General features: G+C 55.6%; 13 protein-coding genes. 7 read left to right on the forward strand and 6 right to left on the reverse strand.

The genetic code is table 11. The features are described from left to right. The first annotated feature begins 108 nt into the window (after window positions 1-108). Together GS646_RS10425 and GS646_RS10430 are read left to right on the forward strand one after the other, a co-directional pair. Complete coding sequence (locus tag GS646_RS10425) at window positions 109-1,326, forward strand: ROK family transcriptional regulator (protein WP_171182569.1); 1,218 nt, start codon at window positions 109-111, stop codon at window positions 1,324-1,326. Then, window positions 1,316-2,827 (forward strand): CRTAC1 family protein, encoded by a 1,512-nt coding sequence (locus GS646_RS10430; RefSeq protein ID WP_171646759.1) that lies wholly within the window; start codon window positions 1,316-1,318, stop codon window positions 2,825-2,827. The genes GS646_RS10425 and GS646_RS10430 overlap by 11 nt, the downstream gene beginning before the upstream one ends. A gap of 7 nt (window positions 2,828-2,834) precedes the next feature. Here GS646_RS10430 and GS646_RS10435 read toward each other — a convergent pair whose 3' ends face one another. The 5 genes from GS646_RS10435 to GS646_RS10455 all read right to left on the reverse strand — a co-directional run bounded on the left by GS646_RS10435 (window position 2,835) and on the right by GS646_RS10455 (window position 10,005). Beyond that, window positions 2,835-4,133, reverse strand: coding sequence for a cytochrome-c peroxidase (locus tag GS646_RS10435; protein WP_171182565.1), 1,299 nt, complete (start codon window positions 4,131-4,133; stop codon window positions 2,835-2,837). Beyond that, the gene (locus tag GS646_RS10440; protein WP_171182563.1) at window positions 4,130-5,077 is read right to left on the reverse strand and encodes an aldose epimerase family protein; all 948 of its coding nucleotides are present in this window, start codon (window positions 5,075-5,077) and stop codon (window positions 4,130-4,132) included. The genes GS646_RS10435 and GS646_RS10440 overlap by 4 nt, the downstream gene beginning before the upstream one ends. Continuing rightward, window positions 5,074-6,534 (reverse strand): xylulokinase, encoded by a 1,461-nt coding sequence (gene xylB / locus GS646_RS10445; protein WP_171182561.1) that lies wholly within the window; start codon window positions 6,532-6,534, stop codon window positions 5,074-5,076. Before xylB ends, GS646_RS10440 begins: the two co-directional genes overlap by 4 nt. Before the next feature lie 240 nt (window positions 6,535-6,774). Next, complete coding sequence (locus tag GS646_RS10450) at window positions 6,775-9,006, reverse strand: CHASE2 domain-containing protein (RefSeq protein WP_371732069.1); 2,232 nt, start codon at window positions 9,004-9,006, stop codon at window positions 6,775-6,777. Between the two features lie 54 nt (window positions 9,007-9,060). Beyond that, window positions 9,061-10,005, reverse strand: a complete 945-nt coding sequence (locus GS646_RS10455) for a FecR domain-containing protein (RefSeq protein WP_253746365.1) — start codon at window positions 10,003-10,005, stop codon at window positions 9,061-9,063. A gap of 469 nt (window positions 10,006-10,474) precedes the next feature. Between GS646_RS10455 and GS646_RS10460 the strand changes: the two genes are divergently transcribed. Genes GS646_RS10460 through GS646_RS10480 form a run of 5 tightly spaced genes read left to right on the forward strand, consistent with a single transcriptional unit; the run spans window position 10,475 to window position 13,435 of the window. Continuing rightward, on the forward strand, window positions 10,475-10,909 hold the full coding sequence (locus GS646_RS10460) for a hypothetical protein (RefSeq protein ID WP_171646757.1): 435 nt from the start codon (window positions 10,475-10,477) through the stop codon (window positions 10,907-10,909). Beyond that, a complete protein-coding gene (locus GS646_RS10465) occupies window positions 10,906-11,571 on the forward strand; it encodes a MotA/TolQ/ExbB proton channel family protein (protein ID WP_171646755.1) in 666 nt (221 codons plus the stop codon). The genes GS646_RS10460 and GS646_RS10465 overlap by 4 nt, the downstream gene beginning before the upstream one ends. A 31-nt stretch (window positions 11,572-11,602) precedes the next feature. After that, on the forward strand, window positions 11,603-11,929 hold the full coding sequence (locus GS646_RS10470) for a biopolymer transporter ExbD (RefSeq protein ID WP_171647049.1): 327 nt from the start codon (window positions 11,603-11,605) through the stop codon (window positions 11,927-11,929). Between the two features lie 4 nt (window positions 11,930-11,933). Further along, window positions 11,934-12,311 (forward strand): biopolymer transporter ExbD, encoded by a 378-nt coding sequence (locus GS646_RS10475; protein WP_171646753.1) that lies wholly within the window; start codon window positions 11,934-11,936, stop codon window positions 12,309-12,311. Next, window positions 12,308-13,435 carry a TonB family protein gene (locus GS646_RS10480; RefSeq protein ID WP_171646751.1) on the forward strand — a complete coding sequence of 376 codons (1,128 nt, stop codon included), beginning with the start codon at window positions 12,308-12,310 and terminating at the stop codon, window positions 13,433-13,435. The genes GS646_RS10475 and GS646_RS10480 overlap by 4 nt, the downstream gene beginning before the upstream one ends. Window positions 13,436-13,638: 203 nt before the next feature. Here the strand turns inward: GS646_RS10480 and GS646_RS10485 are convergent, their stop codons facing one another. Then, window positions 13,639-14,550, reverse strand: coding sequence for a LysR family transcriptional regulator (locus tag GS646_RS10485; protein WP_171182549.1), 912 nt, complete (start codon window positions 14,548-14,550; stop codon window positions 13,639-13,641). Window positions 14,551-14,662 lie beyond the last annotated feature (112 nt).

Genomic DNA, 14,662 nt, shown 5'->3' on the forward strand with positions numbered 1-14,662 from the left:
CCCGATAATTCTGAGTAGCATATTTATTTCAGTCGGTAAAATATTTATGCTATCGGTAACAGAAAAAACCACCTAGGTTGAAACAGGGATTAGATTCGCGAGGGCAAGATGCTGAAAAGCAAAGCTTCTTCAAACGCCACAGACCAAAGAAACATCACCCGGTTGCGGGTGCTGGAACAGATTCGCGCAACGGAAGCCATCTCGCGAATCGACATTGCCACCGCGCTTGAGACCAGCCCCGCTACGGTCACCTCGGCCACGGCAGACCTGCTGTCCGCCGGTCTTATCCAGGAAATTGAAGGGGAGTCGTCGTCAAAATCCACGCGTCGCGGTAGACCGCGTGTGCTTCTCAAGCTGCAAGGTGGATGCCACGTGATCGCTGGCGTGAAAGTCGCCCGGCATCAGATCTCGGTCATTTTGGTGGATTTCGAGGGTACGGAAATCGCGTCCTATATCCATCCGTTGGATGAGGCACGCATGGCACCCGAGGGCTTCACACAGATGATCTACACGGCCCTGTCCCATGCCTGCGACGCGGCGCATCGTTCGCTGACGGATCTGTCCGGAGTGTGCATCGGCATCGCAGGGCTGATCGACGCTGAAAAGAACTTTGTTCATTGGTCATCGTCTTTAACCGAGCGAAATGTGGACCTGAGCCCGCTCTTGTCCAAGGCCCTGCCCTGCCCCGCCTTTATCGAAAACGATGCCAATCTGGTGGCCAAAGCCGAGCAGCTTTTTGGGTTGGGCAAAGGGCTAAAGACCTTTCTGGTCGTTACCATTGAACATGGGATAGGTCTGGGCATTGTGTTTGATGGCAAGCTTTATCGCGGCGAACGCGGTTGCGGGGCGGAGTTCGGGCATTTGAAAGTTCAACTGGACGGCGCGCTGTGCCAATGTGGACAACGCGGCTGCCTTGAGGCTTATGTCGGAGAATACGCCCTGATCCGTGAAGCGACGATCGCAAGCCAAGCCACAGACCCGCAAACACTTACCGATATTCTCGAAGCCGCAAAAGCCGGGGATGCAAGGTCGATCTCGGTTTTGGCACGTGCCGGGCAGATGTTTGGAATGGGTCTTTCGAACCTGATCAACCTGTTCGACCCCGAGTGTATTATTCTTTCCGGAACACGCGGAAGTTTTGAGTACCTGCATTCAGAGGAGGTCATGGCGCGCGTCAAAAGCGGTGTCGTCAGCGTCGACGCGCCCCTCCCCGAAATCAAAGTGAACCATTGGGGGGATTCAATGTGGGCAAAGGGAGCGGCTGCTTATGGAATCGAACAGGTCTCGATCCTGAAAGTCAGGGAATTGGCAGCACATGCGAACTAGTCTGGCTTTCCTGCTGATCACAGCAACAACCGTTTCTGCGGATGTACTTTCCCCGCAGTTTCTTGGCGTTGACGTTCCGCCCCACGTGTATGACGGTGGCTGGGAACATTTCGTCGGCGGCGGGCTCGCCGTCTTCGACTGCAACGGCGACAACCGCCCCGAGCTTTACGCCGCCGGAGGCTCCAATCCCGCGCAGCTATTTGTTAACCTGTCCAAGGCAGATATTCGGTTTCAAGCAGATACGCCCAGCGCACTATCCCTGACGGGTGTGACCGGCGCGTACCCTTTGGATGTAGATGGCGACGGGCAGCTTGATCTCGCAATTCTGCGAGTCGGTCCTGATCTGTTGCTGCGCGGCGGGCCGGATTGTACATTCGCGCCTTTCCCGACGCTGAACTTCAATTCGGAAGATCATTGGACCACCGGTTTCTCGGCCACTTGGGAAAGCGGGCAAGCGCTACCTACGCTGGCGTTTGGTACTTATGTTGACCGCAGCGATCCGGACGGACCGTTTGAGACTTGTGGACCAACCGTGTTGTACCGGCCGGACGGCGAAGCCCATGGCGCACCCGTCTATCTGGAACCCGGGCATTGTTCCCTCTCGCTTCTGTTTTCAGACTGGGCGCGGTCAGGGCGCGCGGACCTTCGTGTCAGTAACGACCGACACTACTATGTGCGCGACGGGCAAGAGCAATTGTGGGCGATGGAAGACACCCCGCGTCTGTATGGTCAGGCGGACGGATGGCTGCCCTATTCGATCTGGGGCATGGGTATCGCCTCGCGCGATTTGACCGGAGACGGGTTTCCAGACGTTTACCTGACCTCGATGGGGGATCAGAAATTCCAAACATTTGATCCGTCAACTGCGGGACCGACATGGCGGGATGCGACCTATGATCGGGGAACAACAGCACACAGGCCGCATATAGGTGAAGATGGTCGCCCTTCAACCGGTTGGCATGCGCAGTTTGGTGACGTGAATAATGACGGGCTGGACGATATTTTTGTCACCAAAGGTAACGTCGAGCAGATGCCCGACGCTGCGCAAACTGATCCAAACAACCTGCTGATGCAAAACGACAATGGTCAGTTTGTCGAAACAGCATCAGACGCAGGCGTCGCTTCTATGCAAAAATCCCGTGGCGGAGCCTTGGCCGATCTGAACGGGGATGGCTGGCTGGACATGGTTGTGGTCAATCGCGGCTCTCCGCTGGAGGTTTTTCAGAACACGCCGCATGACGGCAACTGGTTGATGGTAGATCTGAGTCAATCGCAACCCAACCGCTTGGCTATTGGCAGCTTTATCGAAGTCAAAATGGACGGCAAAGTGCAGACGCGGGAAGTCACAGTTGGCGGCGGCCATGCCAGTGGCGTTGCTGGATTTCACCATTTTGGCTTGGGCGATGCGGAAAGCTTGCAGATCAGGGTGATCTGGCCCGATGGCAAGGCAAGTGATTGGCAGACCGCAAACCCCAATCAGGTGATACGTCTTAGCCGCTGACCGCTGACTATTGGTCAACGGGCAAACCACTGGGAACTGCCTTGGGCACACCCAACCGAACTGCCGGGTCCTCCAGAGTGCTGAGGAAACTCAGGATGGCGCTGACGTCATCGTCGCTCAGGCTAACAGGAGCCAGTGTGTTAGAAGCGGCAATCGCTTCGACGTGTGCCGGGTCCTGCATGGCCTGGGCATCCTCGGCCCCATGAAATCCGGGCAGTTCGGCTTTCTCGACCGAATAATTGCGCAATGCTGCCACCGGATCCAAATGATGGCGCACCACATCCTCAAGCTTCGCATAAGCGCCGCTGTGCCCGTAAGGCGCGGTCAACGTCACGTTCCGTAGCGATGGTGTACGAAAGGCAAACGCATCCTCTGTATCGCCCGTGACGCGCAACCGCCCGTCATCACGCACGTGGTTTTCGAACCGGGCCGCTTTTCCGGGGCCGATCTGGGGCATGGCGATGGAATGGAAACTGTGATCCGTCTGGAACCATCCAGAATGACAGCTGCTGCAACCGGCCTCACCATAAAACAGTGTCATACCCAATTGCGCTGACGCGGGCAGAGTTTCTTCACCCCGCATCGCGCGGTCTAAAAGGCTGTTGTCTGCTCGCCATTCAAACGCGATGAAATCCGCGATGACATTGGCGATGGCGGTAAAGGTGATCTCTTCGCCGGGCGCGATATCCTCAAATCGCTGCGAGTATTCCGGTATCGCCGCCACCCGGGCCGCGATCAGGTCCCAGGCCCCGCCCTCCTGGGTCAACAAGCCAAGCCGCACGGCCTTGCTCACCTCGTTTTCGGAATAGTGCCCGGCCATCTCGTCGGGTGAAAGCACCGGGAACATCGCTTGCGCGGCCAGAGCCGATTGAAAACCGGGCCGCATATCCGTTCCTAACGGTGTTCGGATGCCATTTGGCTGTGTCGGATCAGCCTCTAACCGCCCATCATGGAAAAAGGTCGTGAACTGCATCGCGCCCAAATTCCATAACCCCGGCGAGTTTCGCGGGATTCTTTGTTCGGGCGTGTTGTCTTCAGTGATCTTGCGCTCGGACCCGAGCCCAACGCCGCCCTCGCCAATTCCAAGCGAGAGCCCGTCAGATGTGCCCAGTTCAGGATGATGGCAGGTCGCGCAGCTGATGTTTTTGTTTCCCGACAGGATGGGGTCGTAGAACAGCAGTTGCCCCAACTCGACACGTTCCAGATCCGGCTCAACAAATGTCGGAACAGGGCCAAGGTCCTGTGCCTGAACCGCAGGCACGAATAGCCACAGGCCGGCAACGGCAGCCGAAATCTGACCTCTCATGTGCGCACCCCATCTATCTCTAACGTAAGGTTCTGATGATATGGCTTTTCCGGCGTGCAGATCACAGACGGGAACGCGGGATGGTTGACCGCGTCCGTGTATCCGGCGGGTTCAATGCAAAGCGCTGCCCCAGGTCTGAACGGATCCGACAAATGCGCCGCCGCATAGACCTGAGCACCGGGTTGATCGGAATAGACTTTCATACTTAAACCCGTTGGTGCGTCGACTTCTGCCACAGGCATTTTCACATCTCTCCCGTCCGCAAACACGAAGTAATGGTCAAGACAGCCTGTTTCTTGACCAATAATTCGACGGCACGAGAAATCCAGATTTTCGTCCTTGGTGTTCAGAATGCGGCCTGTGGGAACAGCGCTTTCGTTTAGTTCCAGAAACTGATCGGCATTTAATTTGAGACGACAATCGAGAATGCCCTGCGAACAGCCAAGAGTGTAATAATTATGCTGCGCGATGCTGATCGGCGTGGGTCGATCCGGACGCGCGGTGATCGTGTAGGTCAGGCGCGGGAACTTAAGCTCTACGCCCAACTCAAACCGCACTGAGCCGGGGAAGCCGCCGTCGCCGCCAGGTGAAACCACGGACAGAACAGCTTGATTTCTAGAAACTTCACGGAAATTCCAGTGTCTTCTGGACAACCCGGTCCCGCCGCCATGCAAGGTGTTTTGCCCCTCATTCGCGGTCAAGCGACAGGTTTCGCCCAGCAAGTCGAACCGGGCTCCGCTGATGCGGTTGGCCACGCGTCCGACAGTTGCGCCCAGATAATACGGATCTGTGAGGTAATCCTGCGGAGAGTCATAGCCCAGTATCAACGGCGTTTGTCCCATCCACCAACCTTGTGTGATCGCGCCATAGTTCAGCAAGGCAACAGACATGTCACCGTCTTGCAAGGTGACCCGCTCAATGGTCGCAGAAGACTGATCCGTCATCTTTGCACCGACAGCGGCGACAGGGCCCTGTAATATTGGCGATAGCGTTCGTACGCGTCATCATACCCATCGCACAGTTCTGTTCTGGGCAAAATGACCTCGGAAATGTCCGGCGGGGTCATAATGTCCTTTGGATCTGCCCGTTCAGAGGCGCAGACGGCCAGACGTGCCGCGCCAGTCGCTGCGCCAAACTCACTTCCCTTGGGCAAAGCCAGCGGTGTGTTCAGAGCAGTCGCCAGCGTTTCCAGCCAAAACCGCGATCGTGCCCCGCCCCCCACGACGAGAAGACTTTGGGGCGTTGTTCCCGTACCCCTGAGCGCCTCAAGGCAATCGCGCATGGCAAAGGCGACACCTTCCATTACAGACTGTGTCAGCGCCTTGGGATCCGCCGCTATATCCAACCCCAGAAATGCCCCCCTGATGGCGCTGTCGTTATGGGGTGTCCGCTCGCCCGACAGGTAAGGCAGAAAAGTCGTATCCGAGGGCCCATCGATCCGGTCCGGCAAGGCAGACGCCAGCGCTGAAACAGGCTGCCCAACGTTGCGTGAAAGCCAGTTCAGACTGTTTGTGGCGGACAGGATGACACCCATTTGAATCCAACGGTCTGGCACCGCGTGGCAAAAGCAATGAACCGCCGTTTCCGGCGCGGGCGCATAGCTTTCTTTCGCCACCAGCAGCACCCCCGAAGTTCCCAGTGACAGAAAACCCGTGCCTTCTTGGATGCTGCCGATACCGCAGGCTGCTGCAGCGTTATCTCCTGCTCCTCCTGCAATCAGTACAGGCCCGGTCAGGCCCCAGCTCTGCAAGATCTCGGTCCGTAATTGCCCTCCAACTGCGCTGCCTTCTACCAGTTGAGGCATCTGATCTCGGCGCATATGCCCCAGCTCAAGCGCCGTGTCAGACCATTCGCGGCGACCAACATCCAGCCACGCTGTCCCGGCACTGTCCGACACGTCACTGATATATTCGCCTGTGAGCCAAAAACGCAGGTAATCCTTGGGAAGCAGAACCTTAGACACTTTTTCGAAGATCTCGGGTTCATGTACGCGCACCCATTCCAGCTTTGGCGCCGTAAATCCTGGAAAAACGATATTCCCTGTAACCTCGCGCATCCCGGTGGAACCGTCTAACTCGGCTGCTTCGGACGCGGATCGCGTGTCATTCCACAAGATACATGGCCGCAACACCGAGCCTTCGTGGTCAAGTAACGTGGCACCATGCATATGCCCGCTTAGCCCAATGGCACGCACAGCAGAAAACGCTGCAGAATTCGCCTGGCGCAATTGGACAACCACCTTTTGGCAAGCCTTGATCCAGTCCGATGGCGCTTGCTCCGACCAGCCAGAGCGCGGCGTTGAGGTTTCAACACCCGCTTCGGCATCCGCAAGCACACGCCCCCCGTCGTCCACAACAATACCGCGGAGACCGGATGTCCCCAGATCCAGACCAAGATACACCTGCTCTCCCCCTTTTGTCCGTCGCAATTTACGACCAGGCTATTGCTGGCTTCTTGCAAAACAGTTTGCGCTAACGTCTTACGCCAAATTCAAGGAATGCGACATCTTTTTGTGCGATATCCCGCGCGCCAAAGGCGTCAAAACAGAAGATCACCCGGCGTCGAGTTGCCAAATTCACGCGCACGGGCCATTTCAATGAAGTCTGGTTAAAGCAGATCGTTTTCCGGGACGTGACCCCGCCTACTCAGATCCAAGCCTTTGATTGTATCTGGTGAAGATAAGCTCACCTGCAGGTATGTCTGATCTGAAATCGGCCGTTCGCCCAAGAAGCGCGCGATAGAACCGGCGCAGCCCAGGTTCGATATTTTCAGCCAAGCCCTCGCAGCACCGGCACAAATCTTCAATTCTGCTTTGCGGGTGTCGACCAGTGATCGCAGAAATCAATTCGCTGTGCAGAACTTTGAGGTCTTTGAACGCCGCAGTCTCCAGCACAAGTTTGTCACCTACCAACACGTACACAGGTTCCGGGTTGGCTTTGCCTTTCAGATCAACATGTCCGGCTTCCAACAGGGCCAGGTCCGCTTGCCCGGCTTGAGCAACCCCGTTTGAAACAACAATGTCATAGTCGACCGTACGGCAGCTTTGTTCGAGCCGTGCCGAAACGTTCACGACATCGCCGATGACAGTATAGTTGAAACGTTTTTCGGACCCGATGTTACCAACACACGCCTGCCCAGTGGCAATTCCTGTTGCCAATGCAATGGGTTGACGGCTTTTCATAATGTCGGATGCGTTGAAGTCCGCCAAAGCATCCCGCATCTTGAGCGCGGCGAATGCCGCGCGACACGGATGGTCCGCGACGGGTATTGGCGCATTCCAAAAGGCCATTATTGCGTCGCCAATGAACTTGTCGATCGTTCCCCGCTCGTACAACACCTGGTCCCCGATTTTGGAGAACAACGCATTCAGTACTGAAACAAGTTCAGTGGCGGATGCCGACTCGGACAGAGAGGTGAACCCACGGATATCTGAAAACATCACCGTGATTTCCTGAGTTTCCCCCCCCAGTTGCAGTTGGTGACCCGAGTACTCCATTTCATCAAGGATCTCAGGGGCGACGTAATGCGAGAACACCTTTCGGATCTCACGCTTTTCGCGCTCGGTCGATATGAACAGGTACCCCGCCAAAAGACCGAAATTTGCCATGCCGCCGATCAAAGGAAATGTTGCGTCGAACAACACCGATTGGTTTTGAAAGACCATCCAACTGATCGAAAGAACTGCAGCTGCGGCAATACCTCCGGCGACGAAAGACGCGACAGCGCCGAAGCTGGACATGACGGCGATGACCACAAGCCCCAGAAAGACAAAAGCAAGCAGTTCTTGCGCAGCCGTCACGTCAGAACGGCTGAGCATGTCTTGGGTCAGAACCTGTTCGATCATCTGCGCATGAATGGAAACACCGGGAACGCTTTCCCCAAGCGCCGTTTGATGAATGTCGAACAATCCGGCAGCGGATGTTCCGACGAGTATTATGCGCCCTTCGATTTCGGCCCGTAAAGACGCATCCGAAGAACCCTTCATAACGTCGTTGGCCGAAATATACAGGTCGGGTGTGTCTCGCCGATACTTCAGCCAAAGCTCGCCATTCTCGGTCGTTGGCACCTGGTATCCGCCAACCTCAACCGCCAACATGATCCCTTCTTCGTCCACAGCGCCTTCGGCGAAGATATTGGTTTCTCCCAACGCGACCCGCAAAGACTCTATAGCCAGACCAGGCATAGGCCCATCCGGCCCATCCCAAAGCACCGGCACGCGGCGCACGATGCCTGTTCCGCCGATGGGTGAGACGTTGACTCCACCAATACCGGCGGCAGTACGATCCAGCGGAGGCGCAATAGGCGTCCAATGTGGAACCGAGATCAGACCCGCAGTGGGATTTTCTCCAAATTCGACGATACCCGCTTTGGCCGCGATACTTTTGCCTTCCTCAGACAACCGCGCGGCGGCACCCAGAACCACTGGCCAATAGGCAATTTCCATACCCAGCAGCACATCATTGTCCAGCCGCTTGGCGTGGTGTTCCACCGTCAGAATGCCAGCCAATGACGGATCGTTTAAAAGCCGTGACGGCGAATACCTGTCCGGCTCCGCAAACAGCATATCGAATGCGATGGCTGCAGCACCGTATTCCCCAAGGTTTTGCACCATCTGCGTAACCAAAGTGCGTGGCCAGGGCCACTGCCCCCAATTGGCCAAAGCATCTTCATCGATATCCACGACGCGTATGGGAAGATCCGGATTGAACTCTCGCGGGGACAACCTTTGCAAAACGTCGAAGTAGATCAAACGCGTCATGCGAACAGGGTAAGGATCCAATGCTCGTACAGTGCAGCCAAGTAGGATCAGGATCAACCCCACCAGACGAAAGGCCCATCGCCCGTTCTTGGGTTTATGTATCTTTTTGCTCACATCCTCCTCCGGGTAAGAGGAAAAACACGCTGTTACTCAAAAGCGTCCGTCGAACTATTCCCTTTCAGGCTCTTGTAGGTCGGGATCTTCAGGGTCAGTTTCTTCGCGTTCAGGTTCTTGCGGATCGGGGTCCTCATAATCCGGCTCTTGTGGATCAGGATCCTCGTACTCGGGCTCTTGCGGATCGGGATCCACGTGTTCGGGCTCACTTTGCCCTGAAGGGGCCGGGCTTGCGGATGGCGTCGCTTCCACCGTGGTCGTTCTCTCCCCACGTTCCAAAGGCGCTGCGCGTGGCTCTGCCCTATTGGGTTTGACACGTCGTATCGGCGCAGCTTCCCCGGCACAGCCTTCGACCCTTACTTGCAACGGTGGCAAAAGACCTTCCTGGGATTGAACAAAGGGAAACCCGCTTTGTAACGCCTGTTCATATTGTGCCTGGCTGGCAGGGCGCCCGACGGCTCCGCTGCCGCCTGTCGCGTACATGCTGCACTGACGCCCCGAAGATCTGCAGGATCCCTTGAGGCCGCACATTCGGACAGTCCCCTCAAGCACAAGCATCGCGCTTTGCTGTTCCGACACGACCCACATATCGAAAGTTGTGCCGCGAACCGCCATCGTCGCTGAAGGTGTTTTTATCGAATAAGCCCTCTTTCGGCTTTTGCCGGAAATAAACCGAAAGCTGCCGCCAAGCGCCTGAACAGCAAAGTTCTTGGCTTTACGATTGCCACGTAAAAGAGTCACATCCAACACCATGCGCGCGTTGGGGCCGATTGCGATCTTGGTGTCATCCACAAAGACAATTTGGATCAACCCAGTCCGGTCCGTGGAAATCGTATCCCCTGACACGACATCCATCCCTGAATACACAGGCTGAGCTTTTCCCTCACGAATAAGCTGGGCACCTTGCTTGGCACTGATAACTTTTCCAATGCTGGCAACGGCTTGCAACGGCATGATCACAACAAAGCAAAGAACCAACACAATCTTTAACCACGACAAAATCGAGCCCCTTCCCCCTTTGGGTCCTGATACGTGCAAATTGCACTGTGCTCGATGTCCGCCCCTTAAAAAGTATACTTTTTGTTATTATAATGACGAAAAAATATAGACAAATATGCATTATTTGATGCGCGATTAGCAAGTTTTATATGCAAAGCATGTCCAATCCACCGTTCTGGCGTAACCCAGCATTTAAGCGGGCAAGCTGTTGTGTCTGCCCTAGATTGAAACTTTCGCCCTTTGCTCGCGGCGCCGCTACGGCTGGGTTTGATGTTCACAAGCGCTGTTGAAATTCTTTTTGTGCTTCGTATTTCTTACGATGTAGACGCACTCATCAACTTACGATGACGATCCTTTTACTCCTCGACCCTTCGTTACCCTTTACATAACGAACAACTGGGACAACAAACAAACGGCCAACTGATGGTCATCGCCCGCAAACTGAGCGCAACAAAATTGGAGTAAACTTATGTTTCTTAGTCGCCTTTTTGCAGCGGCCGTGTTGTGCGGGGGGCTGTCGTCATACGCGCTTGCGCAATCTGACGCCGAACAATCAGGCAAGCTGTTTATGGAGTTGAACACGATCGAGAATATCGAGGGCTCCTGCAGGTTTACGTTTCTGGTCAAGAATGAAACCGGACATTCGATAGACAACGCGGTGTTTGAAACGGTCTTGTTTGATGTCGATGGTGGCCTTTTGCAACTCTCTATTTTCAGGTTCGGTGAATTGCCGGCCGACAAAGCACGCGTTCGTCAGTTCGAATTACCAAACCTGACTTGCGCCTCGGTTGGGAAAGCCTTGATCAATGGCGCACAGTCCTGCGTGGTGGACGGGTCCGAAAGTGAAGTTTGCGAAGATGCCCTGTCGCCGAGCAGCCGGGTAGACATGGAGCTTTTGGGATGAGTCCACTGACCGCACTTCGCGAAATCTTTGCCCTTGGTGGGCCCGTCGTCGCGATCCTGATCGCGATGTCGGTTCTGACACTGGCCGTCACGCTTTACAAACTCTGGCAATTTGCGGTCTGTGGTGTCGGTCGGCACACGGTTCTGTCCGAAGCACTCGCCGCGTGGGACGCAGGTGACCAGAATGCAGCACGCGCAAAGCTGACTGGCAGCAAAAGCTATCTTGCGCCTATCGTTGGCGCTGCAATGGACGCATCGGATGTGCCCGGTGCCGATGACAGGCTGGATGCCGAGGCGAGCCTTGTTCTCGCCGGGTTGGAGCGAGGCTTCCGCCTGCTGGACACAGTGGCACAGCTTGCACCCTTGTTGGGTCTTTTTGGCACGGTTCTGGGTATGATCAGCGCATTCCAAAGCCTGCAAGCCGCAGGGTCATCAGTTGATCCATCGGTTCTGGCCGGTGGGATTTGGGTGGCCTTGATTACAACTGCCGTAGGTCTGGCCGTTGCAATGCCGACTTCGATGGTTTTGTCCTGGCTGGAAAGTCGCACCGCACGCGAGCGTGTTTTTGCGGACAAGGCTCTTCGCACGGTTCTGGTGCCAGGACCCTCGATAACAAGCGCAGTAGAGGCTGGCGCGGTCTCAGTTGCACCGGAACATGCGTAACACCGCGCCATTTGTCCGGCGGCGTATGTCGATGACGCCCCTGATCGATGTGATCTTTCTGCTTTTGCTGTTTTTCATGCTGTCCTCGACCTTTTCACGGTTCAGCGAGATTGAACTCAGCAGTGCGGCTGCGGGCGGGTCAAGCGACGCGGAACCAACCGAGCGCTTTTTTGTTCAACTTGGCGCCACGCGGGCGGTGTTGAATGGCCAGCCCATGTCGCTTGACGACTTGGCCGAGCAAACCCTGACCGGTCAGGTTCTGGTCAGCCTTGATAACGACACGTCCGCACAACGTCTTGTGGATCTTCTTGTTCGGCTGCGTGGTCGCGAAGGTCTGACGGTTAGCGTGCTGGAGTAAGTCGATGATCCGCAAAATCCGACCCGGCCGACACCGAGATTCAACTATTCCGCTGATCAATGTCGTCTTCCTCATTCTGATCTTTTTTCTGATCGCGGGCACGATAGCGCCGCCGCTGGACTCAGAACTGGATCTGGTAAACACCGCAGATCTTGAAGGCCGCGAGCCCCCAGATGCGCTTGTCCTGTATCCGGATGGCACGTTGCGCTTTCGAGGCAGACCGATAAGCGCCGAGGCATTCATGCAAGACCACGACGGCGGGCCTGTGCGGATCGTGCCGGATAGAAATGCACCTGCCCCCGTGTTGATGGAGATTACCAGCAATCTGCGCCGGTTAGGTGCGCCTTCGGTTTTTCTGGTGACAGAACAGGCCCTCGAATGATCCGGCGGTCTTTATTCGTCGCACTCCTTGCGATCTCGGTTTCTGTGCTGGTGCATATTGGGGGCCTAACCCTGACTGTGCCAAACTTTTCAAACCAAGCCACCGGAGAAGACCAAACTGACACTGTCGAGCTAGGCAATACATTCGAAGAGTTTGTCGATACCCAACTTGAACCCGTTCAGCCGGAGCTGACCGAAGCTCCGCCCCCGCCAGAAGAACCACCAGTTGAGCCGCGCGAGGCCGAAATTCCCACAAGCGATGCCCGTGTCGCGTCGCCCGACCCAAAGCAAACCTATGCGCCCGATACCGGAGACTCGACGATCATTCAGCCCAGAGCGCCTGACGAAGCCGTCACCGAACCTGTGGAACAAGCCCTTGATGACAATGGTGAAAGCGCTGAAGCCGCAGGGTCCGATACCGCGACTGAAAACCCGGAAGCAACGCCCGATCAAACCATTTCCCCGGTCGAGCCCTCTTCTGTCGAAGAACCGGTAAATGACGTACAGATTGCCGCATTGCCACCCGAGCTCTCTCCGGTCGACACCGAAGAAGCTGAAACCATCGAGCCCGTGACACCGGATACAGCGTTGAACCCTTTGGAGGATGACGCTGATGTGCCTCTTCCCGAAGCGGAATCAGACCAAACGGATCAGGCCCCTACATCGTCGCTTCGACCACGACCACCAAATCGCAATGCGCAAACAGAACAGCCAAGATCATTGGAGGTTTTCAGAAACTTCGACAATCTGCGCTTTCCCGAACAGACAGTTGAATCGCCTCTCACGGCCTTCAAACGAGAAGGTGTGGATGTCTTCCGACAAAGCAGAGGCAGCAATCGGTCTGGGGGACGTGGCCCCGGAAACTCGGACACAACAAACTATGCCGGTGAGGTTCTGGTTCATTTGAACCGAGCGCCAATCGTCTACGTTGCTGCGCGCGGATATGCGCGCGTTTTTTTTCAGATTGATCCCGATGGCTCTTTGGCTTGGGTCGAAGTCGTCGAAAGCTCTGGCTCACCCGACATAGAACGTGCCGCAAAGGAACAGGTCCGAACCGCCGCACCTTTCCCACGCCCGCCCGGAGGCGCCAGTCGCAAGCTGTCATTCTATTACCAGATACGGTGATCTGATCTGCATCGAAGGGGCAACCAGAGTTCTGGCAAAGATGGGACGTGCTTGCTTTGCAGGCGCGCTGGACTTTTTGCCAGTCAAAAACGCTGTGGGCTTTGATGGCGCTGCGGTCAGACGAATTCGAACCAGTCTGAGTTTGCCGCGAAAACCGTGATCTTATTTGGTACAAAGTTGACAGCACTCGGCAAGTCCACGTGCTAAGCTGTTGTTTCCAGGTTCGGATGGCTCTGCACAAACGCTTCAAAGTACTCGGCAAACGTTCCGACGATCGGTGGGAGTTGTTCGTATGGCGGGTAGTACAGCGTAAGCCACAACGATGTGATAGACCAGTTTGGCATCACCTGCTCGACTTGCCCGCTGGCCAATCCCTTGTAAGTTATGAAATCGGGTAGAACACATATGCCGTCTCCAGCGACCGCAAGAGCGTAGAGGAAGTCTCCATTGTTGGAGATTACCTTTCCGCCTGCTTGAATCGAAACGTTGCTACCTGCATGAGAGAATTCCCAGGTTTCGGAGCGACCTTGCGCGCTGTATGACATAAGAAAGTCTGGGTTCAGATCGCGCGGATGATCAGGCCTGGGAATGCGGTCAAACAGAGACGGCGCAGCAATCATGTGTCGTGGGACTTCGCACAGTTTGCGCCAAATTGTTGATTTATCGGTAGGCGGGCCCGATACACGTACAGCTAAATCGCAGTTTTCCTCGATCACATCGAGCAGGGTATCGGTGAAGTTGATCTCGACTGAAATATTCGGATAGACGAGACGAAACCCCGAGATCACTTGCGGCAGCAAAGTTACGCCCAGTGATACCGGCGCGGTCAGACGCAGATGGCCCTTGTCAGGTTGGTTGGCCCGTTGAAGGTTTCGTGTAACCTCCTCAAACCCCTCCAACAACGGTCGGTACTGCGCAAGGACAGTTGCTCCGGCGCTGGTTAATGAAACTTGACGTGTGGTGCGTACCAGAAGCTGTGTGCCGAGGTCTTTCTCAAGCTGCGCTATGATGCGTGTTGCTGATGCCGGAGCGATACCCAGTTCGCGCGCGGCCAAGGAAAAGCTTTTCTGGTCTGATACAGCGCGCAGGACGCGGATGGGCTTAAGCTCGATCATGTCAGCTTAATAATTCCGTTTTCGTCAATAATAAACCTACATGATTGTCTATTCACTTCAATAATAGATACGCCATCTTTGATGCAAGTTGAACACTCGCCCAGGAGCGGAA

Origin of the sequence: Ruegeria sp. HKCCD4315 (assembly GCF_013112245.1) — a bacterium.
In the GTDB taxonomy this organism is placed as follows: Bacteria; Pseudomonadota; Alphaproteobacteria; order Rhodobacterales; family Rhodobacteraceae; genus Ruegeria.

Bases quoted from the DNA above. Each gene is read 5' to 3' on its own strand.
- GS646_RS10485 (WP_171182549.1), bottom strand. From the start codon at position 14,550: ATGATCGAGCTTAAGCCCATCCGCGTCCTGCGCGCTGTATCAGACCAG.
- GS646_RS10480 (WP_171646751.1), top strand. From the start codon at position 12,308: ATGATCCGGCGGTCTTTATTCGTCGCACTCCTTGCGATCTCGGTTTCT.
- GS646_RS10475 (WP_171646753.1), top strand. From the start codon at position 11,934: ATGATCCGCAAAATCCGACCCGGCCGACACCGAGATTCAACTATTCCG.
- GS646_RS10460 (WP_171646757.1), top strand. From the start codon at position 10,475: ATGTTTCTTAGTCGCCTTTTTGCAGCGGCCGTGTTGTGCGGGGGGCTG.
- GS646_RS10435 (WP_171182565.1), bottom strand. From the start codon at position 4,133: ATGAGAGGTCAGATTTCGGCTGCCGTTGCCGGCCTGTGGCTATTCGTG.
- GS646_RS10465 (WP_171646755.1), top strand. From the start codon at position 10,906: ATGAGTCCACTGACCGCACTTCGCGAAATCTTTGCCCTTGGTGGGCCC.
- GS646_RS10440 (WP_171182563.1), bottom strand. From the start codon at position 5,077: ATGACGGATCAGTCTTCTGCGACCATTGAGCGGGTCACCTTGCAAGAC.
- GS646_RS10470 (WP_171647049.1), top strand. From the start codon at position 11,603: ATGACGCCCCTGATCGATGTGATCTTTCTGCTTTTGCTGTTTTTCATG.
- GS646_RS10425 (WP_171182569.1), top strand. From the start codon at position 109: ATGCTGAAAAGCAAAGCTTCTTCAAACGCCACAGACCAAAGAAACATC.
- GS646_RS10430 (WP_171646759.1), top strand. From the start codon at position 1,316: ATGCGAACTAGTCTGGCTTTCCTGCTGATCACAGCAACAACCGTTTCT.